Raw genomic sequence first — 23,598 nt, 5'->3', positions numbered from 1 at the left:
AAGTGTGTGGCGCTTTCCTCAGCGCTTGTGCACCAACGCCCCCGCCGAATACGTCTCGCTCACCGTCCGGTCATCCCCCAGGGTCATCAGCACGAACAGCTTCTCCTCGATGCTCGTCGCCTGCTTCATGCGGTACGACAGCAGCGGGGTGGCGTTGTAGTCCAGGACCACGAAGTCCGCTTCAGTGCCTTCATGCAGGTTGCCGATCTTGTCCTCCAGACGCAGCGCCCGCGCGCCGCCCAGGGTCGCCAGGTACAGCGACTTGAACGGGCTGAGCTTGGCGCCCTGCAGCTGCATCACCTTGTAGGCCTCGTTCAGCGTCTGCAGGATCGAGAAGCTGGTGCCGCCACCCACATCGGTGCCCAGTCCCACGTTCACCTTGTGCTTTTCCGCCATCGGCAGGTTGAACAGCCCGCTGCCCAGGAAGAAGTTGGACGTCGGGCAGAAGGCGATGGCTGACCCGGTTTCCGACAACCGCTCACACTCCTGATCGCACAAATGCACGCCGTGGGCGAACACCGAGCGCTCGCCCAGAAGCTTGAAGTGGTCGTACACGTCCAGGTAGTTCTTGCGCTCCGGGAACAGCTCCTTGACCCACTCGACTTCCTTCAGGTTTTCGCTGATGTGGGTCTGCATGTAGAGGTCGGGGTATTCGCCCAGCAACTGGCCGGCGAGGGCCAGTTGCTGTGGCGTGCTGGTGGGCGCAAAGCGTGGCGTGACCGCGTAGTGCAGGCGGCCCTTGCCATGCCAGCGCTCGATCAGCGCCTTGCTGTCGACGTAGCTGGACTCGGCGGTGTCCACCAGGTAGTCCGGGGCGTTTCGGTCCATCATCACCTTGCCGGCGATCATCCGCAGATTCAGCTTCTCGGCAGCGGTGAAGAACGCATCTACCGACTCCTTGTGACGGCTGCCGAACACCAGCGCGGTGGTGGTGCCGTTGCGCAGCAATTCCTGAATGAAGATGTCAGACACTTCAGCGGCGTGCGCAGGATCGGCGAACTGACGCTCGACAGGAAACACGTAGGTGTTGAGCCAGTCCAGCAGTTGTTCGCCGTAGGAGCCGACCATGCCGGTCTGCGGTAAATGGATGTGGGTGTCGATGAAACCGGCGGTGATCAGCGCATCGCTGTAGGCCACCACTTCGATGTCGCTGGCAAGCGTGCCGAGCAAGTCCCTGGCGTGGCCGACGGCGATGATCTTGCCGTTCTCGACCACCATCAGGCCGTCTTCGAAATACTCGTAGGACGCCTCGATCACCACTTCGGCCGGGTCGGCGATGCTGTGGACGATGGCGGCGCGGTAGGCTTTCTTTGCAGTAGTCATGTTCAGGATTCGTTCTTCAAATGTTCATTGAGCCTGGCTGCGGCGGGAGACCGGCATCAGCTTGGCGACGGGTTCGGAAGTCGAGCCTTGCTCGCCGCTTTCCATCCCGAAGCAGGCGTTATAGGTGGCGATCACTTCGGCGGCGACCGACACGGCAATTTCAATAGGCAGCTTGCCCTTCACCTCGGACAGGCCCATGGGGCAACGCATGCGCTGCACCAGTGCCGGGTCGAAGCCGCGATCACGCAGGCGGTGTTCGAATTTGACGCGCTTGGTCTTCGAGCCGATCAGCCCGAACCAGGTGAAGTCGCCACGCTTGAGGATGGCGGCGGTCAGTTCCAGGTCCAGTTGGTGATTATGGGTCATGACGATGCAATAACTGCCGGCGGGCAGGTTGTCCACTTCGTCGACCACTTCATCGTTGACGATCTTGCTCACCCCTTCGGGCAACTGCGCGGGGAATTCCGCTTCCCGCGAGTCGATCCAGCGCACCCGGCAGGGCAGGCTGGCCAGCAGCGGCACCAGGGCGCGGCCGACGTGGCCTGCGCCAAACACGGCAATCTGCGCCTGGGGCTGGCCCATGGGTTCGAACAGCAGCACGTTCACGCCGCCACAGCACTGGCCGAGACTCGCGCCGAGGCTGAAGCGTTCGAGGCGCGTCTGCTGGGTGCCGCTTTCGAGCATCTGGCGGGCGATGTCCATGGCCTTGTATTCCAGATGGCCACCGCCAATGGTGTCGTAGATCCGCTCGGCGCTGACCACCATTTTCGAGCCTGCGTTGCGCGGTGTCGAGCCGCGCTCCTCGATGATGGTCACCAGCACGCAGGCTTCCCCTGCGGTTTGCAGCTCGGCGAGGGCGCTGATCCAGTTGTTCATGTGTTTCTCCTGATCGCCTGTGGCAGATCAAAAATCCTGGTTGCCTGTTCCGGCCTTGTCGCGGGCAAGCGCGCTCCTACAGTTGCAACGCGATTCTTTGTAGGAGCGCGCTTGCCCGCGACGGCATCATTTCAAACGCCGCCGATCAAACCGGTGAAACCGTCAACTCATGGGCCACACCCTCGGCCTCGGGCGCTGCCTGTTTCAACTTGCGCATCTGCTCGCACCCCCACAACACCCGCTCCGGCGTCGCAGGTGCGTCGATCTTCGGCTGATGCCTGTAGTCACCCAGGCTCGCCACCGCATCCTTGATTGCACACCACGCCGCAATCCCCAGCATGAATGGCGGCTCGCCCACGGCCTTGGAATGGAACACCGTGTCTTCCGGGTTCTTGCGGTTCTCCACCAGCTTCACCCGCAAGTCCGCCGGCATGTCCGCCACCGCCGGAATCTTGTAGCCGGCCGGGCCGTTGGTCATCAGCTTGCCCTTGGCGTTCCACACCAGCTCCTCGGTGGTCAGCCAGCCCATGCCCTGAATGTAGCCGCCCTCGACCTGGCCGATGTCGATGGCCGGGTTCAGCGAGGCACCGACGTCATGCAGGATGTCGGTGCGCAGCATCTTGTACTCGCCGGTCAGGGTGTCGACGATCACCTCGGTGCAGGCTGCGCCGAAGGCGAAGTAGTAGAACGGCCGCCCGCGGGCCTGGCTGCGGTCGTAGTAGATTTTCGGCGTCTTGTAGTAGCCGGTGCTCGACAGCGACACCTGGCCCATCCACGCCTGTTGCGCCAGGGTGTCGAAGCTGATGACCTGCTCGCCAACGCGCACATGGCCATTGCGGAATTCGACCTGGGATTCTTCGCACTTGTAGTGCCTGGCCGCGAATTCCACCAGGCGCTGCTTGATGGTTTCTGCCGCGTTCTGTGCCGCCTTGCCGTTCAGGTCCGCACCACTTGAAGCAGCGGTGGGCGAAGTGTTCGGCACCTTGTCAGTGTTGGTGGCGGTGATCTGCACGCGGCTGAAATCCACCTGGAACACCTCGGCCACCACCTGCGCCACCTTGGTGTTCAAGCCCTGGCCCATCTCGGTGCCGCCGTGGTTGAGGTGGATGCTGCCGTCGGTGTAGATGTGGATCAGTGCGCCGGCCTGGTTGAGGAAGCTTGCGGTAAAGGAGATGCCGAATTTCACCGGCGTCAGCGCAAGACCCTTCTTGAGAATCGGACTGTTGGCGTTGTAGGCCATGATCGCCTTGCGCCGCTCGGCGTACTGGCTGCTTTCCTCAAGCTCGGCGGTCATTTCCTCGAGCATGTTGTGCTCGACGGTCTGATAGTAGTGCGTGACGTTGCGCTCGGTCTTGCCGTAGTAGTTGGCCTTGCGCACCGCCAGCGGATCTTTGCCGAGGTGCCGGGCGATGGCGTCCATCACTTCCTCGATGGCCACCATACCTTGCGGGCCGCCGAAGCCGCGGTAGGCGGTGTTCGATGCGGTGTTGGTCTTGCAGCGATGGCCGTTGATGGTGGCATCGCCCAGGTAGTACGAGTTGTCGGCGTGGAACATGGCGCGGTCGACGATGGAGGCGGACAGGTCCGGCGAGCAACCGCAGTTACCGGCCAGCTCCAACTGGATGCCCTGCAGGCGCCCGTCGTTGTCGAAGCCCACGTCGTACTCGACGTAGAAGGGGTGGCGCTTGCCGGTCATCATCATGTCTTCGACGCGGGGCAGGCGCATCTTGGTCGGTTGGCCGGTCAGCCGCGCAACCACCGCGCACAGGCACGCAGGGCTGGCGGCCTGGGTTTCCTTGCCGCCGAAACCGCCGCCCATGCGGCGCATGTCCACCACCACCTTGTTCATCGAAACGTCCAGCACTTCGCTGACCAGCTTCTGCACTTCGGTGGGGTTCTGCGTAGAGCAGTAAACGATCATGCCGCCGTCTTCGGTGGGCATCACCGAGGAAATCTGGGTTTCCAGGTAGAAGTGTTCCTGGCCGCCGATGTGCAGCGTGCCCTGGATGCGGTTGGGCGCCGAGTCCAGCGCCGTGGCCGAATCACCGCGTTTATGGGTGTGGCTTTCGAGCACGTAATGCTTGTCGCGATAGGCCTGGACCACGTCGAGCACCGGTTCTAGATCTTCATATTCGATGATCGCCGCCATGGCCGCCTTGCGCGCGGTTTCCAGGTCACGAGCGGCAACGGCGATCACCGGCTGGCCGACGAATTCGACCTTGTCGATGGCCAGCAGCGGGTCGCCCGGCAGCAGCGGGCCGATGTCCTTCAGGCCTGGAATGTCTTCGTGGGTGATGGCGATGCGCACGCCTTCGAAATCGTAGCAAGGCGAGACATCGACCTTGACGATGCGCGCGTGGGCACGGTCCGACATGCGCGCATACACATGCAGCTGATTGGGGAATTCGAGGCGGTCATCGATGTAGATCGCCTCACCCGAGACGTGCTTGTCGGCGCTGTCATGCTTGACGCTGCGGCCAACGCCGGAGGTGAGGTCCTGCTGGAACAGGGCGACCAGTTCTTCCTGGGTCTTTTGCGGGGCGTGATTAGACATATGCAGTCACCCGAGTCTCGATGTGTGGCGTTTGCAGCTCGATGAAGTATTTGCGCAACAGGTTCTGCGCGCTCAGCAGGCGGTATTCCTTGGTGGCGCGGAAATCCGACAGCGGCGTGAAGTCCTTCTCCAGCGCGGCGCAGGCGCGTTCAATGGTGGCCGACGTCCAGGGCTGGCCGATGAGGGCCTGCTCGCAGTTGGCCGCGCGTTTCGGGATTGCCGCCATGCCGCCGAAGGCTGCACGGGCATCGACGATGGCGCCGTTTTCCACCTGCACGCGGAATGCAGCGCAGACTGCCGAGATGTCGTCGTCCAGGCGCTTGGAGACCTTGTAGGCGCGGAAGGCCTGTTTGGCGTTGGCCTTGGGCACGATGATCTTCTCGATGAACTCGCTTTCCTCACGGGCGGTGACGCGGTAATCGATGAAGTAATGCTCCAGCGGCAAGGTACGAGACTTGCTGCCTTTGCGAAGGACGATCTTGGCGCCCAGTGCGATCAGCAGGGGAGGCGAGTCGCCAATCGGCGAGGCGTTGCCGATGTTGCCGCCCAGCGTGCCCTGATTGCGGATCTGCAGTGATGCAAAACGGTGCAGCAGCTCGCCGAAATCCGGGTATTGGTGGGCCAGGGCTTCGTAACAGTCGGTGAGTGCGGTGGCGGCGCCGATCTCGATGCGGTCGTCGAACGCCTCGATCTTCTTCATCTCGGCCACGTTGCCGACGTAAATCATCACCGGCAATGGACGGTGGAACTGGGTCACTTCCAGCGCCAGGTCAGTGCCGCCCGCCAGCAACCGGGCTTGCGGATAGGAATCGTAGAGGTCGGCGAGATCGGCCACGGTCAGCGGCACCAGGCAGCGTTTGTCGCCGCTGTTCAGCTCGGCGGTTTCCTTGGGGGCGATGGCCTTCAGGCGGGCGATGGTCTGGGCCTGGCGAGTGTCGAACTGATCCGGCTGGGGCTGGCTGCAGCACTGCTCGGCGGCGGCCAGGATCGGGCGGTAGCCGGTGCAGCGGCACAGGTTGCCGGCCAGGGCTTCGTGGGCCTGGGCGTGTTTGATCTTGCTGGAATCGGCTTCGCTGGTGTTCTTCTGCAGGGCAAACAACGACATCACGAAACCTGGCGTGCAAAAGCCGCACTGCGAGCCGTGGCACTCGACCATGGCCTTTTGCACGCTGTGCAGTTGCCCCTGGTGCTTGAGGTCTTCGACGCTGATGAGTTGCTTGCCATGCAACGAGGCGACGAACGTCAGGCAGGAGTTGAGGCTGCGATAGCTCAAGTGATCCTGGCCGTCGGCGTCGGTGCTCAGTTCGCCCACCACCACAGTGCAGGCGCCGCAGTCGCCGCTGGCGCAGCCTTCCTTGGTGCCGGATTTATGCAGGTGCTCACGCAGGTAGTTGAGCACCGTCATGTTCGGGTCAAGAGCATGCTCGGTCTTGAGCTCTTGGTTCAGTAAGAACTGGATCACGGGTCGCGCCTCGTCTTCTTGTAATAGATAGCTGTCTTAAAGGTGTAGCGGAAATTGTTCATCGAACCTGTCGATGAATCTATCAGTTCTGACTATTGGGTCAATTAAAATCTGACCTAGAGGTCAAGAAAATCACATTTCCGATGACTAGCCGATTAACGGCAGCAAGGTCTTGCAATAAAACCGTGGGACGACGCTCAAAGAATTGCTTATTTCATGCCAGTTTCCATGCATATGGCCCTGCGCCACAGGTATCCAGTGCGATACACTGCGCCGCTTGTGTGCAGCCATGGTTTTAAAGGAAAGAAATGACGTTCAAGGCACCGGACAGCCTCGCTGAGCAGATCGCTCACCACCTCGCCGAACGGATCATTCGCGGCGAGCTCAAGCCCGGGGAGCGGATTCAGGAGCAGAAGGTCACCCAAGCGCTGAATGTCAGCCGTGGCTCTGTGCGCGAAGCATTGCTGATCCTGGAACGCCGTCACCTGATCGTGATCCTGCCGCGCCGTGGTGCCCAGGTGTCCGTGCTCACCCCGCACAACATCGAAAGCCTGTGCGCGCTGATGAGCGAGATGTACATCCTGCTCGGCCTTGCGGTGGCCAAACGCTGGGCCGAAGAACTGGACCTGGCGCCGTTCCAGCAGATCCAGCAGCGGCTGATCGCCAGTTGCGAGCGCGGCGACGTGAAGAGCTTCGTCGAGGACAGCTTCAACGTGATGCGCGCTGCGTATCCGTTCGCCAACAATCCGTACCTGGAAGAAACCGTCGAGAACCTGCAGCCGTCCATGAGCCGCTTCTACTACCTGGCGCTGGATCAGCGTCAGGCCGAGATGAGCGAGTACCTGACACTGTTCGGCCAGTTGCTGGAAGCCGTGGTTGCGCGGGATCTGCCGCGCATCCGCGACGTGCTCACCGCCTACGCCGAGCGCAGTTGCCAGTCGATCCTGTCTGCATTGGCGGCCAGCTGATCCATGCGTCTTAAATGCATCAGGCTGGCGGGGTTCAAGTCGTTCGTCGACCCGACGACAGTGAACTTCCCCAGCAACATGGCGGCCGTGGTCGGCCCCAACGGATGCGGCAAATCCAACATCATCGACGCGGTGCGCTGGGTCATGGGCGAAAGCTCGGCCAAGAACCTGCGCGGCGAGTCGATGACCGATGTCATCTTCAACGGCTCCACCAGTCGCAAGCCGGTGAGCCAGGCCAGCATCGAGCTGGTGTTCGACAACTCCGACAGCACGCTGGTGGGCGAATACGCCGCCTATGCGGAAATTTCCATTCGCCGCAAGGTCACCCGCGACAGCCAGAACACCTATTACCTGAACGGCACCAAATGCCGGCGTCGCGACATCACCGACATCTTCCTCGGCACGGGCCTGGGGCCGCGCAGCTACTCGATCATCGAGCAGGGCATGATCTCCAAGCTGATCGAAGCCAAGCCTGAGGATCTGCGCAACTTCATCGAAGAAGCGGCGGGCATTTCCAAGTACAAGGAGCGCCGGCGCGAGACCGAGAACCGCATTCGTCGCACCCACGAGAACCTGGCGCGTCTGACCGACCTGCGTGAAGAGCTGGAGCGCCAGCTGGAGCGCCTGCACCGCCAGGCCCAGGCCGCCGAGAAGTATCAGGAGTACAAGGCCGAAGAGCGTCAGCTCAAGGCGCAGTTGTCGGCGTTGCGCTGGCAGGCCCTGAACGAGCAGGTGGCCCAGCGCGAAGCGGTGATTGGCAACCAGGAAGTCGGCTTCGAAGCGCTGGTCGCCGATCAGCGCAGCGCCGATGCCGCCATCGAGCGCCTGCGTGACGGGCACCATGATCTGTCCGAGCGCTTCAACGTGGTGCAGGGGCGCTTCTATTCGGTGGGCGGTGACATCGCTCGTAACGAACAAAGTATCCAGCACGGCCAGCAGCGTCTGCGCCAGTTGCAGGACGACCTGCGCGAAGCCGAGCGTGCGCGCCAGGAGACCGAATCCCATCTGGGCCATGACCGCACCTTGCTCGCGACCCTCGGTGAAGAGCTGGAAATGCTCGAGCCCGAGCAGGAAATGACCCTGGCCGCCGCCGAAGAATCCGCCGCCGCGCTGGAAGAGGCCGAAGCGGCCATGCACGGCTGGCAGGAGAAGTGGGACGCTTTCAACCTGTCGTCCGCCGAGCCGCGGCGTCAGGCCGAGGTCCAGCAATCGCGCATCCAGCAGCTGGAAACCAGCCTGGAGCGACTGGCCGAGCGGCAGCGTCGGTTGGGTGAAGAGCGTCAGCTGCTCGCCGCCGATCCCGAAGACGCGGCGATTCTTGACCTCAGCGAAGACCTCGCCGCCCGGGAAATGGCCTTCGAGGAGCTGACCGCCGAAGAAGAGCAACTGGTCGAGCGCCTTGAAAAGCTGCGTCTTGATCTGCAACAGGCCACCCAATCCCAGCAGCAGGCCCAAGGCGATCTGCAGCGCTTGAACGGCCGCATCGCATCCCTTGAAGCCTTGCAACAGGCCGCCCTCGACCCGGGCACCGGCACCGCCGAGTGGCTGCGCGATCACCAGTTGAGCGAGCGTCCGCGTCTGGCCGAAGGCTTGCGCGTTGAAGCCGGTTGGGAGCTGGCGGTGGAGACCGTTCTCGGCGCGGACTTGCACGCCGTGCTGGTCGATGACTTCTCGGGGCTGGATCTGGCGGGTTTCAGCCAGGGCGACTTGCGTCTGGTCAGCTCCGCCAGCGACATGACGCGCATTGCCGGCAGCCTGCTGGACAAGGTCGACAGCCAGGTCGACCTGAGCAGTTGGCTGGGGCAGGTCAAACCTGTCGAAACACTTGACGACGCCTTGTCTATGCGCGCGCAGTTGAGCGCCGGGCAGAGCCTGATCAGCCGCGATGGCTATTGGGTCGGGCGTGATTTTCTGCGGGTGCGCCGCGCCAGTGAAGCCGAAAGCGGCGTGCTGGCCCGAGGCCAGGAATTGCAGCGTCTGGAAGCCGAACGCGAAGAGCGCGAAGCGACCCTCGCCGCGCTCGAAGAGCAACTGCTCAGCCTGCGTGAACAGCAGCGCACCCAGGAGGAGAGCCGGGAACAGCTTCGCAGGCGCCTGCAGGAAGAAGCCCGTCAGCAGAGTGAGTTGAAGGCGCAACTGTCGGCGGCCAAGGCCAAGGTCGAGCAATTGACCCTGCGTCGCACCCGGCTGGACGAAGAACTGACCGAACTTGGCGAGCAGCGCGCTTTGGAGCAGGAGAGCCTGGGCGAATCGCGCCTGCAATTGCAGGACGCCCTGGACAGCATGGCGCTGGACACCGAGCAGCGCGAACTGCTGCTGGCCCAGCGTGACAGCCTGCGCGAGCGCCTGGACCGGGTGCGCCAGGAAGCCCGCCAGCACAAGGACCACGGCAACCACCTGGCCGTGCGCCTGAGCTCCTTGCGAGCGCAACACGATTCCACCCGCCAGGCGCTGGAGCGTCTGGAGATGCAGTCCGAACGCCTGACCGAAAAGCGCGAGCAGTTGAGCCTCGGGTTGGAGGAGGGCGCAGCACCGCTTGAAGAGCTGCGCATGAAGCTTGAAGAGCTGCTGGAAAAGCGCATGGCCGTCGACGACGAAATGCGCACCGCCAAGAATGCCCTCGAAGACGCCGACCGTGAACTGCGCGATGCCGAGAAGCGTCGTACCCAGGCCGAGCAGCAATCGCAACTGCTGCGTGGGCAACTGGAACAGCAGCGTCTGGAATGGCAATCGCTCACTGTCAGGCGCAAGGCGTTGCAGGAGCAATTGCACGAAGACGGCTACGATCTAAATGGTGTGCTGGCGACATTGACTCCCGAGGCCAACGAAAAGGACGCCGAGGAAGAACTGGGGCGCATCGACGGGCGAATCCAGCGTCTGGGCGCGATCAACCTGGCGGCCATCGACGAGTACCAGCAGCAGTCCGAGCGCAAACGCTATCTGGACGCTCAGGATGCCGACCTCGTTGAAGCGCTGGATACCCTGGAAAACGTCATTCGCAAGATCGACAAGGAAACGCGAAATCGCTTCAAAGAGACCTTCGATCAGATAAACAGCGGAATTCAGGCACTTTTTCCAAAAGTTTTCGGTGGTGGCAGCGCTTATCTGGAACTGACGGGCGAAGATTTACTCGATACAGGGGTGACGATCATGGCGCGTCCTCCGGGCAAGAAGAACAGCACGATCCATTTGCTGTCCGGCGGCGAGAAAGCCCTGACCGCACTGGCACTGGTTTTTGCCATTTTCAAACTCAACCCGGCGCCGTTCTGCATGCTCGACGAAGTCGATGCACCACTGGACGACGCCAACGTGGGCCGCTATGCCCGACTGGTCAAGGAGATGTCGCAGACCGTGCAGTTCATCTACATCACGCACAACAAGATCGCCATGGAAATGGCCGACCAGTTGATGGGTGTCACCATGCATGAGCCGGGGTGTTCGCGCCTTGTGGCGGTGGACGTAGAGGAGGCGATGGCGCTGGTGGATGCGTAGCTGCTGGCCAGGCGGCCAGACGAATAGACAGGGAAAAGTGGCGTTCTGATAGCGCGGCACAGGATTAACCGTCGCAGCCGTACAGATGCTCGCGACATGCCAGATGTAACTGACGGTGTAAAGTTACCTTTGGTCGTGCTAGTTTAATGTCCACTTTTTCATTTTTGCGTGGGTAAAAGGCCATTCAGAACATAGAGTTGGCTCCACGTTTTAAAGGGGTTTACGCCCTTAATTTTCAGAATTTTCAATAGAGGCACGGGATTACATGGAAATCGGTCTGCGAGAGTGGCTGATCGTCATCGGCATTATTGTCATTGCCGGTATTCTTTTCGACGGCTGGCGCCGGATGCGCGGCGGCAAGGGCAAGTTGAAATTCCGACTGGACCGCAGCTTCTCCAACCTGCCGGACGACGAAGAAGGCTCGTCCGCCGAGGTACTGGGCCCTGCACGTGTCCTGGACAACCAGAAAGAACCGCAGCTCGACGAGCACGATCTGCCGACCATGAGCGCTGCCCGCGAGCGGCCGGAACGCGCCGAGCGCCCCGAGCGCGAATCCAAACGCGGCAAGCGCAAGGACGAGCCACAGCAGGGCGACCTGAATCTGGACCTGGACGGCCCGAGCCTGTTCAGCGCCCGCGAAGACGACTTCCCGGACGACAAGCCTGCCCAGCGCATCACCGAAGACAAGGATCTGGCGCCGGTCGAGGAAGTGCTGGTCATCAGCGTGATTTCCCGCGACGAAAGCGGCTTCAAGGGCCCTGCCTTGTTGCAGAACATTCTGGAAAGCGGCCTGCGTTTCGGCGAGATGGACATTTTCCATCGCCACGAAAGCATGGCGGGCAATGGCGAAGTGCTGTTCTCCATGGCCAATGCGGTCAAGCCGGGCGTGTTCGATCTGGACGACATCGACCACTTCAGCACCCGCGCCGTGAGCTTCTTCCTCGGCCTGCCAGGCCCGCGTCATCCGAAACAGGCTTTCGACGTGATGGTGGCCGCAGCCCGCAAACTGGCTCACGAATTGAACGGCGAGTTGAAAGACGATCAGCGCAGCGTCATGACCGCGCAGACCATCGAACACTACCGCCAGCGCATCGTCGAATTCGAACGCCGCGCGCTGACTCAGCGTCGTTGATTGAACGCCGCAGTTTTTCGTTGTAGGAGCGCGCTTGCCCGCGATTGCGTTGTGTCAGGCAACGTAAATGTATCTGGCAAACCCCCGTCGCGGGCAAGCGCGCTCCTACAAGGTCATGCAACATCAAATGAGCAGCCCCGGCTGCTCTTTTGCTTTTCGAGAACACCCATATGAACGCCGAACAACGAATTCTGGAACTGCGCGCAGAGCTTGACCTGCACAACTACCGCTATCACGTGCTCGATGAGCCGAGCATTCCGGATGTCGAGTACGACCGCCTGTTCCACGAACTCAAGGCGCTGGAAGCGGAAAACCCGCACCTGGTGACCCCGGATTCGCCGACCCAGCGTGTCGGCAGCGCGGCGCTGTCGGCGTTCACCCAGGTGCGCCACGAGATCCCCATGCTCAGCCTGGGCAACGCCTTCGAAGAAATCGACCTGCGTGAATTTGACCGCCGCGTGACCGAAGGCCTGGACCTGCCGGTGGGTGATCTGTTCGGCGCAGGCGCCAAGGTGCAGTACAGCTGCGAACCCAAGCTCGATGGCCTGGCCGTGAGCCTGCTGTACCAGAACGGCGCCCTTGTGCGCGGCGCAACCCGTGGCGACGGCACCACCGGCGAAGACATCAGCGTCAACGTGCGCACGGTGCGCAACATCCCGCTCAAACTGCACGGCGAAGGCTGGCCAGAGACGCTGGAAGTGCGCGGCGAAGTGTTCATGTCCAAGGCCGGTTTCGAGCGACTGAACGAGACCCAACTGGAAGTCGGCGGCAAGACCTTCGCCAACCCGCGCAACGCCGCGGCAGGCAGCCTGCGCCAACTGGATTCGAAAATCACCGCCAACCGCCCGCTGGAATTCTGCTGCTACGGCATCGGCCAGGTGTCCCACGACATCGCCGACACCCACACCGGCAACCTCGAGAAGCTGAAAACCTGGGGCATGCCCATTAGCCGTGAGCTGAAAGTGGCCGACGGCATCGAAGACTGCCTCAAGTATTACCAGGACATCGGCGAGCGGCGTCTGTCGCTGCCCTATGAAATCGACGGCGTGGTGTTCAAGGTCAACAGCATTGCCTCCCAGCGCGAACTGGGTTTCCGCGCCCGGGAGCCGCGCTGGGCCATTGCCCACAAATTCCCGGCCATGGAAGAGCTGACCGAACTGCTCGACGTCGAATTCCAGGTCGGGCGCACTGGCGCAGTGACCCCGGTGGCGCGCCTCAAGCCGGTCAAGGTCGCGGGTGTGACCGTGGCCAACGCCACGCTGCACAACATGGACGAAGTGGCGCGCCTGGGCCTGATGATCGGCGACACCGTCATCATCCGCCGCGCTGGCGACGTGATCCCGCAGGTGGTGCAGGTGGTCATGGAGCGCCGTCCGGAGAACGCACGCCAGGTCGAGATCCCGCAGACCTGCCCGGTCTGTGGTTCGCAGGTCGAGCGCACGCAATTGATCAAGCGCAGCAAAGGCAAGGAAACCGTCAGCGAAGGCGCGGTGTACCGCTGTGTGGGTCGCCTGGCCTGTGGCGCGCAGCTCAAGCAGGCGATCATCCATTACGTGTCACGCCGCGCCATGGACATCGAAGGCCTGGGCGACAAGACCATCGAGCAACTGGTGGACGAGAAGCTCATCGGTTCGCCCGCCGATCTGTACAAGCTTCAGTACGAACAGATCATCGATCTGGAAGGTTTTGCCGACATCTCCAGCAAAAAGCTGCTCAAGGCCATCGAAGACAGCAAGCAGCCGACTCTGGCGCGGTTCATCTATGCGTTGGGCATTCCGGATGTGGGCGAGGAAACGGCCAAGGTGCTGGCGCGCTCCCTCGGGTCGCTGGACAAGGTCAAGGTCGCGCTGCCCCAGGTGCTGACCTACCTGCCGGACATCGGCCTGGAAGTTGCCCACGAGATTCACAGCTTCTTCGAGGACGATCACAACAAGGACGTCATCGGCGCGCTGCTGGGCGAGTGCAAGATGCAGTTGCAGGACGTGGGTGAACTGGGCGCCGAATTCGCCGCCAGCGCGACCCTTGGCGGCATGCTCGACAAACTGAACATCCCGTCGGTAGGGCCGGGCGGGGCGCAAAAGCTGGCAGACAAGTTCGGCACGCTGGAAGGCGTGGTCAAGGCCGACTGGCTGGACATGCGCCAGACCTTGCCTGAAAAGCAGGCGCAGTCTGTGAGAACCTTCTTCGACAACGCTGAGAATGCTGACCTTGCCCTCAAGATCGAGCAGCAGCTCAAAGATTTCGGCATGCACTGGCACAGCGAGAAAAAAGCCGTCGAAGGCCTGCCGCTCACCGGCCAGACCTGGGTCCTGACCGGCTCGCTGGAGCTGATGAGCCGCGACGTTGCCAAGGAAAAGCTCGAAAGCCTGGGCGCCAAGGTATCCGGCTCCGTGTCGGCCAAGACCCACACTGTCGTCGCCGGCCCTGGCGCCGGGTCCAAACTGACCAAGGCCAACGAACTGGGCTTGAAGGTGCTGGACGAAGAAGCGTTCGTGGCGTTCCTGAAAAAGCACAACGTCGCCATCGATTGACGCCACCCACCGTAGCAGCCTGGCTTGCCCGCGGGGGCGATCTCAAGCCCGCCCCATACCTCGGAGCCCCCGCAATGCTGTGGGAGCGGGCTTGCCCGCGAAAGCGGTGGGTCAGTCCACCCTTGATGTATCTGGCCCGACTCCTTCGCGGGCAAGCCCGCTCCCACAGAAATTCGCCGATCGATGATCGTCAACATCCTTACCCATGCACAAAAATCCACGGAACCCCCGCAACCCCCGACGATCTAGTGCTTGCGGCCACATCGGGAGATCGCCATGTTCCAGTTCTTCGAACAACTCAGCACACGCATCGCGGCGCCGTTCGCCCCGGAAACCCGGCGCAACGGCAAAGTCTGGCAATGCCGCTGCGGCCAGTCGGTGTTCCTGCGCAACAGCCAGTGCCTGGCCTGCCAGGCGGCGCTGGGCTACCTGCCCGAGCAAGGCAAAGTCGCTTCACTGGAACCCGGACCCGATCTCAACACCTGGCGCCTGAGCGAAGAGCCGCAGGCCGGTCTGTACCGCCGCTGCGCCAACCTCGACACGCCCGCCGCCTGCAACTGGCTGTTTCCAGCCCACGATGCAGGAGAATTCTGCATCGCCTGTAGCCTCAACAAAACCATCCCCGACCTGTCCGTGCCGGAAAACCCCGAACGCTGGCGCAAGATCGAGATCGCCAAACGCCGGCTGGTCGCGCAACTCGTCACCCTGGGCTTGCCGGTCGTCCCCAAGACCGTCGATGAACAACGCGGACTGGCCTTCGAGTTTCTCGGCGTCGACCTGGAAGGCAATCTGCCCACCACCGGACACGCCAACGGCCTGATCACCCTCAACGTGGAAGAAGCCGACGACGCCATCCGTGAGAAGGTTCGCGTGCAGATGCACGAACCCTATCGCACGCTGCTCGGACATTTCCGCCATGAGGTCGGACACTACTACTGGGATCGTCTGATCGCGGGCACCTACTGGCAGGACGGTTTCCGCAACCTGTTCGGAGACGACCGCGCCAGCTATGCCGAAGCGCTGGATCATCACTATCAGAACGGCGCCCCCGCCGACTGGCAACAGCACCACGTCAGCGCCTACGCCACCATGCATCCATGGGAAGACTGGGCCGAAACCTGGGCCCATTACCTGCACATGACCGACGCCGTCGACACTGCCTTAAGCCTGGGCATGAGCGCCCACGACATGGACCTGGATTACCAGCCCTTCGACCTGCACACCCTCTACGACCCGCAGCATCCCGGCGGACCTGCGTTCCTCGCCTTCGTCAATGCGTGGATCGAACTGGCAGGCATGCTCAACGAGCTTTCCCGCGCCATGGGCCAGCCGGATTTCTATCCCTTCGTGTTGTCACCTGAAGTCATTACCAAGCTGCATTTCATCCATCTGGTCATTCAGGATGCGGGCGGCAAGGCAGACGAAGTGGTGCAGATCCAGTGACCCATCCAAACGAGTGAAGTGCATGTTTTGCTGCAACTTCCACCCCTCGCGCCAGTCGTCGCCGCCGGTCTGCGAACGCCTGCATGGTTGCGAATCTGGTGCTAACTTGGGGCTCACAATATCGTTTTGATACTACTGGCATAAAGCTGTTGCACAGGGATTCGCATATGGCCAATAGCGCTCCAATTCCACTGAACGAGGCTTCGCGTCTCTCTCGCATTTCCCACATGGGGCTTCTGGATTCAGCAGCGGACGACGTGCTGGATCACATCGTCGAGATGGTTGCTCACTATTTCGAGGCGCCGGTGGCGCTGGTGTCCATCATCAGCGAACACCGCCAGTGGTTTCGCGCCGGCACCGGGCTGGATGAGCGCGAGACCCCACGGGAAATTTCCTTCTGCGCCTACTCCATTCTCTCGCACGACATCTTCCAGGTGCCTGACGCGCTGCACGACAAACGCTTCAAGGACAACCCCATGGTGGCGGGGGAGCCCTACATCCGTTTCTACGCAGGTGTACCGCTGGTGACCGCCGATGGCCTGGCCCTTGGCACCCTGTGCATCATCGACAGCAAGCCGCGTGCGCCGCTGGAAGGGCGTGACATGAGCATGCTGGAGATGTACGGCCAACTGGTGATGAAACGCCTGAACAACCTGCGCAACAGCAACTACGTCGACCAGCCCACCGGCCTGTTCAATCGCCTGCGTCTGGAAGAAGACATCATGGCGCTGGCCGACCGGGACAACTACGCGCTGGTGGCGCTGGACATGGTCGATCCGCTGTTTCTGGACAGCATCGTCCGCGCGCTGGGCTACAGCTTTTCCCAGGAACTGGTCAAATGCATGATCGACAGCTGCCGCGAGCAACTGCCGCCCGACACCGCGCTGTACAAGGTCAGCCCCACCCGCATCGCGCTGCTCACCCGGCACGCGGCGCCAGAGCAGGCCGAGCAGCTGTTTCGCAAACTCATCAAGCATTTCCAGCGCCCGCTGGTGTGCCGCAACATCCCGATTCAGATGGACGTGGGTATCGGCGTGCTGCCTCTGGGCCTGGGCAAGCACGACGAGCGTGACTGGATTCGACTGGTAGTCAGCGCCGCCGACGAAGCGCGCGGCAAGGCCACCGGCTGGCGCTGGTATGAACCGCATCTGGATTTCGCCCAGCAGCGCGCGTTCCTGCTGCTGGCTTCGCTGGCCGATGCCGTCCGCAGCCCCGACCAACTGTCACTGGCCTTCCAGCCGCGCCTTGAAGTCAGTACCGGCCGTGTGGTCACCGTCGAGGCGCTGCTGCGCTGGCAGCACCCCGTGCTAGGCCCGATCAGCCCCGCAGAATTCATCCCCCTGGCGGAAAAGACCGCGCTGATCCGCTCCCTCAGCCTCTGGGTGCTGCGCCATGCCGTGCAACAGGCTCGAACCTGGCAGCAGCAGGGCTATGCGTTCAAGGTGGCGATGAACGTCTCGGCCATTGACCTGGCCAACTCGCAATTCAGCGACGCACTGTTCGAACAACTCGCCATCAGCGGCCTGGATCCGGGCCGCTTCGAACTCGAATTCACCGAAAGCGCCCTGTGCGCCAACCCCGAAATCACCCGCCAGCAACTCGAACGTCTGCGCGCCCTGAACATCGACATCGCCATCGACGACTTCGGCACCGGCTACAGCAACTGGACCTACCTGCGCCAACTGCCGGCCACCACTGTCAAACTCGACAAGTCCCTGGTGGAAAACCTCGACGCCAACGAAAAGGATCGCCGCCTGGTCGAAGCCATCGTCGACCTGGCGCGACGCCTGGGCTACCGCGTCGTGGCAGAAGGGGCGGAAACCGAAGACGTCTACGAAATCCTCTGCCAGCTCGGCTGCCACGAAGTGCAGGGCTACCTCATCGCCCGACCCATGCCCCCGGGCGCCCTGGAACACTGGATGAACGGCGAACGCACCGCCAAGGTTCGCGAACTTCGAGCGCTGGGGCACTGAGCATCGGAACGCCGGGAAGAAGGGTGCGCACAAGTGCTTGAGCGCTATCGGATTTTTTATCTGAAACCAGAGGTTGTAACTTCGCGCCAGACCGGTACAATGGCCCCCGCTCGCCGGGCAAGCCGGCAGCACGCGTTATGGTGACCCCATCGGTCCCCCCGCAACGATTACCCGTGAACCTGGTCAGAGCCGGAAGGCAGCAGCCACAGCGGGAACATTGTGTGCCGGGGTGTGGCTGGTGGGGGCACCACCTATCTCTAAGTCCTTGGTTTAGCAAGGATTTATCTGCGAAAAGCTCAAGAGTGGAACAGCGTTTAGGTACACCTAAGTGGTGCACTCCGTGAGTATCTTACTTTTTGCCTGCTCGTTGGCAAGTACCCTCATTGATAATCCTATTCGGCAGCCAGCATCCTCTATTAGATGACTGTTGATTCATCCAGTATTCTGCTCTACTCTCCGAAGAGTGAACTCGTGGACCAAAATCGCTCGATCAGCAACGTTGACGGGAGCGAAATGTGTGTAATCGAATCGCAAGAGAACGAGCACAGCATCTCCGAACTCACAAATCACATCTTCGCAGTGCGGTTATGGAATGGGACGGATGAAACCACCTTCGGATCTTAGAATCCTTCGCACCATTTACAAAATGTACTATCGAGATTTTATATCCTTCGCCCTCGGCAAGGAAAACTCTCGTCAATCAAAGGTGTACGTGCCAATAGATTGCAAGCAGGTAGCAACAAAACTGGGTGTGGATGGTGATATTGTATTTGGACGTCTCTATTACCATTTTGAAAACAGGTATGGTTATAAGAAGGCGGATGGAAGTGACGTGCACTTTTTTGCGATGGCCGTTGGGCGAGATAATAAGTGTGTGAACTTTCCCTTTTTGGCTTCGGTGTTGGCGGAGTTGGAGGCGGATCATAGTAAGTTTCGTTGGTCGATCGTGATTTCAACTACTGCTGTTATCATTTCTCTGATCGCCTTATATCTTGGTAAGTAATGCGTTTCAGATTTTAGGGGATGGGGAAGTGCAGTTGGAGGCCGGTGAAATTCGTCTCTAAGGCAGACATAGGCTTGGAGTTGCTCACAGCCGAGTAGGGAGAGAGAAATGAGTGAGTGCGTACTGTGCGATATGCAGATAACTGCAGAAACTGATTCGGCGGAGCATATCATAATTAATGCCATAGGTGGTCATTATAAGGTTAGAGGCATTCTTTGCGTTAGGTGTAATAGTGAAACTGGCAAGACTTGGGACTGCTCACTAGCTAAAGACTTGCATTCGCTTGGGCTGTTGGTTGGTGTCGTGCGAGAGCGAGGCGAAACACCCTCGATGGTGGTAAGTAATCTAGAAGGTCAGCGTCTGTTGCTGCATGCGGATGGTACGATGAGTCCTGCCAAGGTAGAGTTTAAAGAAAGTCAAGATGCTTCGGGTTTGGTTACCGTTGAGTTTGTTGCTCGTGACATCGAAGAAGTGCGTAAAATTCTGAAGGGAGTTAAGAAGAAGTATCCAAAGTTGGATGTGGAATCGGCTCTCGCTAAGACTGGAGATAAATTCATCTACCTTACAAGCCCACTGAACTTTTCCATGGACTTTGGCGGCCCGTTGTCAGGTAGATCACTTGTGAAATCTGTGTTGTGCTTCGCTGCCGTGAATGGTGTTTCCGCTAAGGATTGCTGGAATGCCAAGAGTTATTTGATGAACGAATCCGGCGAGCCGTGTTTTGGGTATTGGTATGCTCGCGACATGATAGTGGACCGCCCTAATGGCGTGCCTCTCCATTGCATTGCGATAAGTAGCCTGGGCACGGATGGACAGTTGATAGGGTATGCCGAATTTTACGGCGTCCGGCGAACGGTCGTCTGCCTGGCGGGGAGTTATTCGGGACCGCCTGTACATGCTGTATATTGCATCGATCCGCGAACTTCGGAGCAATTATCGATTTGCTGCAACTTGAGTCTCACCAAAGAAGAGCTCAGGGCTGCGTATAATTATGAGAAAATCCCAGATGGCAGTATGGAAGCTGCTTTTGAACCAATTCTGCGTGAAGCTTACCGACGGTCACACCAGCGAGAGAGGGAGAGAGTAATCGATCGAGCTGTCGATCACGCGTTCAAGAACATTGGCGTGGCGGAAGGGGAAGTGCTGACTGATGAGGAACTGTGGAGACTGTCCGGTCTAGTTGCAGAGCATATGAGACCGTATCTAGAACAGGTGTTGGTGAAGGGGCGGCGAAAGGACGAGCAGTAGTCGATGAACCTACTCCGTATGATTGAATCCCTCCGGGGTGTAGGGGGCGCTACTGTCTATTCTACGGAAGGGTTGAAGGTACCAAAGAGCACTCCATCGTCAGGGTGCTCCAGCCTGGTCAAGTAGACCGGGTTTCCGCTTCATGCCAACGGCGATGTACGTCTTCCAAGCGGCAATCAATCAGGCTTGGTGGGCAGCAGTATTCTTTGTCGTCCGTCACGTTAGATTTCCTCCAGACCCAGTTTCAGAATCTTTATCTTCGTCGTTTGTCGGCATGGCAGTCAGTGATTTCGTCGCTCTAGCTCATCAGCTGCAGCCATCGCAAGCGAGAGAATCTGAGCATTTTCCTCGAACGCTTTTGGGTCGCTAGAGCCTTCATATAGAGCTCCACCCTTTGAAATGTCCGTGACGACGCTATCAGCGTACTGGTAGAACTTGACGATCAGCTTCGCATCCTTGGGGTTCAGCATCCCAAGTTTGGCGACATGTTGGACGTACACCCGGCAGTAGTGACTGGGAACGGCAACCTCGAATGAAATGCTCTGCCGGTTTGCCTCAGAATGCTTGTTCAATGCATCAGCAGCTTCAAGTAGTTGGCTTATGTAGTGACGGGCTTTCGCTATATCACGTAAAGCGGTCACCTCGGCTACGAGTGCGACTCGGACAGCGTTACGCTCCTGCCGAGCTCTCCAAAACCACGATCCAGATGCCACCACGGGAGTAACGACGAGCCCCAAGAAGCTAAAGATGCTTGCCCATTCCATCCTCTCCAAGCCCGACCAATCCATTTGTACTCTCCGATGCTGGCATATGGCTTTATTGTACACGGGCTGTAGAGTAGCTCCGACGGTGTATTGGCTATACTGTTGATACATCCAGTATGTGGCGTTACCTCTTGTGGGGAGCATTTGTACTCCACTGAGTGACCTGACCATGAATGATGACCTGATCAACTACACCGGCTTCTAGGATTTGGACGTTCCCACGCCACTGGAATGCTGGAGGCACCAGGCTCACCAACTGGCCTGTGAGGTAGGGGAGTTGCAGAAGGATCTCTCCAACGCCCGGAAGAACATCCACACGCTTGTGAGGATGCACACGGAGCGACCAAGGAACGAGACGCCCTCAAACTTCAGGTGGTCGAACTCGCATGGCGAGTATCTGACATGCTTAGAGAGCAAGGAATGGCGGCAGCGGCGAAGATTAATCCGTTCGAGAGCTGTCACCGACATGACTCTGACGTTCAAGGCTGAAAGGGTCAGAATCCGCTTGCTGATCTGCCTCCCCTCAACTGAGTGCATCGTTTCGAGCGTTTCAACTACTTCGTTCCAGCGTTACGCTTCTGCTTTCACAGGGAGGCGACATCATGACCGCAGATCAAGCACTGATGCTCTGGAACACACGCTGGATGCTAATGGAAGGAGTGATTGTGTGTGGCGACTGCCAGCGAAGACAAATTCTGAGGGAGAGCCATCAGCCTTTCGACCACGCACCAGGTTGCAGCAACATCAACGATGCCGGAACCACGCCTTGGGCGAATCTGCACGACATACTCGATGCCGCGAGGGGGTAAGCTTTCACACGCTTCTCTATCTTCTCAACTTTCCCGTTTGCGGCTTGCAGACGCCCCGGCGAGTTGGTTAATGTCACGGTCAGTGACTGGGATACGTATTTTAATATAAGGGTTTTATATGTCAGAATGGATAACGGATAGCCAGGATGAGCAGAATTTTGAAAGCCTCCTAAGAGATGCTGACCAAATACATATTCCGATATTTCAACGAAGCTACGTCTGGAAAAGTAAGCAGCTCTCAGAACTCCTGGCTGATATCGATCAGGTTAGGTCTGAGGTCGAGGAAACACAGTTCATGGGTGCCATAGTCGCCTATGAGAAACCGCGAAGAGGGAACACCGTTGGGCGCATGCGCGCCTTGGAGGTGGTTGATGGGCAACAACGCTTGCTTACATTATATGTTTTCGTAATGGCAGTTGTTGAGTGCATCGCGCAGTTTGACAAAGAGGAAGCGTTCGAGCTAGTGCAGGAATATTTGTTGCTGTCGCCGCGTCGAGGTCTTGATATCAACACCAGAATTGTTCCTGCATTTGCTGATCGAAGTCAATTTAGAGTTATCTGGGATCGGATTAATAGTCCCTCAGTTTTGCAAGACGAACTGGCGGAATTGCAGCTACATCTGCCTCCTCCTAGCGGTGAGGCGGATGGTGACCTAGTTGGTCAATACTACCGTATACTTAGGCACTTAAAAGCCGAGTCGCAAGTTGATCCTGACGAGGCGTCGGAGTATTTGCGTGAGACTGTTGGTATCGTAACTCGTAACCTCTCGTTCGTGCACCTCAAGCTTACTGATGCTTCTGCCGCGACAAAGATTTTTGAAAGATTGAATTTTAGAGGAGTAAAGGTTGGGGTAGTAGACTTAGTTAGAAACGAGATTTTTTCTAGCTTGGCAGAAGATCCCGCTAAAGCTCAGCGTGTGTTTGACCACGTATGGAGACCTTTTGAGGAGGCATTTGGCGACAGGGCCGAGGCTTTCTTTTTTCCCTACTGTTTAATACACGATAGTAATACGAAAAAGTCAGAGCTGTTCATGCAGCTTCGGGCGTCTTGGCGAGGTCGGACGCCGGAGCAAATGATTAGTGATATGAAGCCGCTTCAAGGGCCATTCTTAGCAATTGACCAAACCGGGCACCAACCGAAGAGCAAGGAAATCTCGAAGCGTCTGGAGCGTCTTGTCAGAATGCGGCGGCCTGCGTCGGTTTACCCATATGTTATGTCCATGCTTCTCGCATATGAAAACTCTTCCGTAGCAGAGAAAACGGTTGTGAGTCTGTTAGATGCACTAGAGTCTTTTTTGGTTCGTAGAGCTATTGTCGGGCTAGAGCCGACAGGGTTGCATGCAGTATTCAAAGGCCTTTGGACGCAGATGAAGAAGCACGACGTTGCTGAATTCAAGCGGCAAATTAAGGTCAGGCCAACTATTCAGTGGCCAAGTGATGGGGAGGTTGTAGCGGCGGTTGAAAAGCGGGCGCTCGCGCGGGCTAATATATGCGGTTATCTTCTGGTTGAATATGATCGCGATCTGAAAGGCGATAATCCGCCGTTGGTGCCAACTATAGAGCATATTCTACCGCAGACGCTGGATGACGATTCAGAGTGGGCAAAAAGATTTAGCAAAGAACAACATAAGCATATGAAAGATCTTTTGGCGAATGTCATACCTCTATCTTCCCCGCTGAACTCTTCACTTCAGGATTCGTCATATGCTGTTAAAAAAGATCGGTATAAAAAGGAGTCAATGTTTACCACCCCTAGAGACTTAGCTAGTAGATGGTCAAGTTGGGGGCCAAAGTCGATTGGGCAGCGATCTGAGGTTCTGGCTGAATGGGCAGTGGCCCGTTGGTCGGATTCGCTGTAGCGTACGTAGAGCTGGGGATCGATGGGGGCGATGATTTATCACCCTCATCTCGCGAAACTGCTTTAAAGTCTGTTGAGATCGAGCTAAAGGGGGACGTTAAGTTTTATAGCGTCAACTAAATGTCCTCCAAGAGCCTGGACTAATCGTGAACGGGGATCAGGG

The 23,598-nt window shown here is 59.1% G+C and carries 14 protein-coding genes and 1 other RNA gene; 10 read left to right on the top strand and 5 right to left on the bottom strand.

Going from position 1 to position 23,598, the window contains the following annotated elements; all coding sequences use genetic code 11:
* Positions 1 to 18: 18 nt before the first annotated feature.
* The 4 genes from guaD to xdhA all read right to left on the bottom strand — a co-directional run bounded on the left by guaD (position 19) and on the right by xdhA (position 6,215).
* Positions 19 to 1,323, bottom strand: a complete 1,305-nt coding sequence (gene guaD, locus ACIPO9_RS12890; RefSeq protein WP_400781311.1) for a guanine deaminase — start codon at positions 1,321 to 1,323, stop codon at positions 19 to 21.
* 24 nt (positions 1,324 to 1,347) lie between these two features.
* Complete coding sequence (gene xdhC, locus ACIPO9_RS12885; protein ID WP_400781309.1) at positions 1,348 to 2,199, bottom strand: xanthine dehydrogenase accessory protein XdhC; 852 nt, start codon at positions 2,197 to 2,199, stop codon at positions 1,348 to 1,350.
* A gap of 145 nt (positions 2,200 to 2,344) precedes the next feature.
* A complete protein-coding gene (gene xdhB, locus ACIPO9_RS12880) occupies positions 2,345 to 4,753 on the bottom strand; it encodes a xanthine dehydrogenase molybdopterin binding subunit (RefSeq protein WP_274132447.1) in 2,409 nt (802 codons plus the stop codon).
* A complete protein-coding gene (xdhA, locus tag ACIPO9_RS12875; protein ID WP_400609669.1) occupies positions 4,746 to 6,215 on the bottom strand; it encodes a xanthine dehydrogenase small subunit in 1,470 nt (489 codons plus the stop codon). The genes xdhB and xdhA overlap by 8 nt, the downstream gene beginning before the upstream one ends.
* A 308-nt stretch (positions 6,216 to 6,523) precedes the next feature.
* On the opposite strand from xdhA, the gene ACIPO9_RS12870 reads away from it, so the two are divergent.
* From ACIPO9_RS12870 to ACIPO9_RS12830, 9 genes are all read left to right on the top strand, one after another.
* A complete protein-coding gene (locus ACIPO9_RS12870) occupies positions 6,524 to 7,183 on the top strand; it encodes a GntR family transcriptional regulator (protein WP_274132451.1) in 660 nt (219 codons plus the stop codon).
* A 3-nt stretch (positions 7,184 to 7,186) separates the two neighbouring features.
* Entirely contained in the window at positions 7,187 to 10,675 is a 3,489-nt protein-coding gene (smc, locus tag ACIPO9_RS12865) for a chromosome segregation protein SMC (RefSeq protein ID WP_400781306.1), read from the top strand.
* Between the two features lie 265 nt (positions 10,676 to 10,940).
* Positions 10,941 to 11,807 carry a cell division protein ZipA gene (zipA, locus tag ACIPO9_RS12860; protein ID WP_274132453.1) on the top strand — a complete coding sequence of 289 codons (867 nt, stop codon included), beginning with the start codon at positions 10,941 to 10,943 and terminating at the stop codon, positions 11,805 to 11,807.
* Between the two features lie 170 nt (positions 11,808 to 11,977).
* Complete coding sequence (gene ligA / locus ACIPO9_RS12855; RefSeq protein ID WP_400781303.1) at positions 11,978 to 14,338, top strand: NAD-dependent DNA ligase LigA; 2,361 nt, start codon at positions 11,978 to 11,980, stop codon at positions 14,336 to 14,338.
* A 276-nt stretch (positions 14,339 to 14,614) separates the two neighbouring features.
* Complete coding sequence (locus ACIPO9_RS12850; RefSeq protein ID WP_400609662.1) at positions 14,615 to 15,781, top strand: putative zinc-binding metallopeptidase; 1,167 nt, start codon at positions 14,615 to 14,617, stop codon at positions 15,779 to 15,781.
* A gap of 167 nt (positions 15,782 to 15,948) precedes the next feature.
* A complete protein-coding gene (locus ACIPO9_RS12845) occupies positions 15,949 to 17,754 on the top strand; it encodes a GGDEF and EAL domain-containing protein (protein ID WP_274132456.1) in 1,806 nt (601 codons plus the stop codon).
* 147 nt (positions 17,755 to 17,901) lie between these two features.
* Positions 17,902 to 17,998: signal recognition particle sRNA small type (gene ffs / locus ACIPO9_RS12840), an RNA gene on the top strand.
* Positions 17,999 to 18,355: 357 nt separating this feature from the next.
* Entirely contained in the window at positions 18,356 to 18,757 is a 402-nt protein-coding gene (locus tag ACIPO9_RS12835; RefSeq protein WP_400781301.1) for a hypothetical protein, read from the top strand.
* 108 nt (positions 18,758 to 18,865) lie between these two features.
* Positions 18,866 to 20,005 carry an HNH endonuclease gene (locus ACIPO9_RS12830; protein WP_400781299.1) on the top strand — a complete coding sequence of 380 codons (1,140 nt, stop codon included), beginning with the start codon at positions 18,866 to 18,868 and terminating at the stop codon, positions 20,003 to 20,005.
* Positions 20,006 to 20,286: 281 nt separating this feature from the next.
* Here ACIPO9_RS12830 and ACIPO9_RS12825 read toward each other — a convergent pair whose 3' ends face one another.
* Positions 20,287 to 20,793 carry a hypothetical protein gene (locus tag ACIPO9_RS12825; RefSeq protein WP_400781297.1) on the bottom strand — a complete coding sequence of 169 codons (507 nt, stop codon included), beginning with the start codon at positions 20,791 to 20,793 and terminating at the stop codon, positions 20,287 to 20,289.
* A gap of 903 nt (positions 20,794 to 21,696) precedes the next feature.
* On the opposite strand from ACIPO9_RS12825, the gene ACIPO9_RS12820 reads away from it, so the two are divergent.
* On the top strand, positions 21,697 to 23,436 hold the full coding sequence (locus ACIPO9_RS12820; protein WP_400781295.1) for a DUF262 domain-containing protein: 1,740 nt from the start codon (positions 21,697 to 21,699) through the stop codon (positions 23,434 to 23,436).
* The last annotated feature ends 162 nt before the right edge of the window (positions 23,437 to 23,598 follow it).

This window comes from Pseudomonas sp. NPDC090203 (genome assembly GCF_044746765.1).
Classification (GTDB): Bacteria; Pseudomonadota; Gammaproteobacteria; order Pseudomonadales; family Pseudomonadaceae; genus Aquipseudomonas; species Aquipseudomonas putida_AD.
Note: the sequence above shows the minus strand (reverse complement) of the source record. Positions and strands in the feature narration are given on the sequence as shown.

Bases quoted from the DNA above. Each gene is read 5' to 3' on its own strand.
- ACIPO9_RS12825 (WP_400781297.1), bottom strand. From the start codon at position 20,793: ATGGATTGGTCGGGCTTGGAGAGGATGGAATGGGCAAGCATCTTTAGC.
- smc (WP_400781306.1), top strand. From the start codon at position 7,187: ATGCGTCTTAAATGCATCAGGCTGGCGGGGTTCAAGTCGTTCGTCGAC.
- ligA (WP_400781303.1), top strand. From the start codon at position 11,978: ATGAACGCCGAACAACGAATTCTGGAACTGCGCGCAGAGCTTGACCTG.
- guaD (WP_400781311.1), bottom strand. From the start codon at position 1,323: ATGACTACTGCAAAGAAAGCCTACCGCGCCGCCATCGTCCACAGCATC.
- xdhC (WP_400781309.1), bottom strand. From the start codon at position 2,199: ATGAACAACTGGATCAGCGCCCTCGCCGAGCTGCAAACCGCAGGGGAA.
- ACIPO9_RS12845 (WP_274132456.1), top strand. From the start codon at position 15,949: ATGGCCAATAGCGCTCCAATTCCACTGAACGAGGCTTCGCGTCTCTCT.
- ACIPO9_RS12850 (WP_400609662.1), top strand. From the start codon at position 14,615: ATGTTCCAGTTCTTCGAACAACTCAGCACACGCATCGCGGCGCCGTTC.
- zipA (WP_274132453.1), top strand. From the start codon at position 10,941: ATGGAAATCGGTCTGCGAGAGTGGCTGATCGTCATCGGCATTATTGTC.
- ACIPO9_RS12835 (WP_400781301.1), top strand. From the start codon at position 18,356: ATGAAACCACCTTCGGATCTTAGAATCCTTCGCACCATTTACAAAATG.
- ACIPO9_RS12830 (WP_400781299.1), top strand. From the start codon at position 18,866: ATGAGTGAGTGCGTACTGTGCGATATGCAGATAACTGCAGAAACTGAT.
- ACIPO9_RS12820 (WP_400781295.1), top strand. From the start codon at position 21,697: ATGTCAGAATGGATAACGGATAGCCAGGATGAGCAGAATTTTGAAAGC.
- ACIPO9_RS12870 (WP_274132451.1), top strand. From the start codon at position 6,524: ATGACGTTCAAGGCACCGGACAGCCTCGCTGAGCAGATCGCTCACCAC.
- xdhB (WP_274132447.1), bottom strand. From the start codon at position 4,753: ATGTCTAATCACGCCCCGCAAAAGACCCAGGAAGAACTGGTCGCCCTG.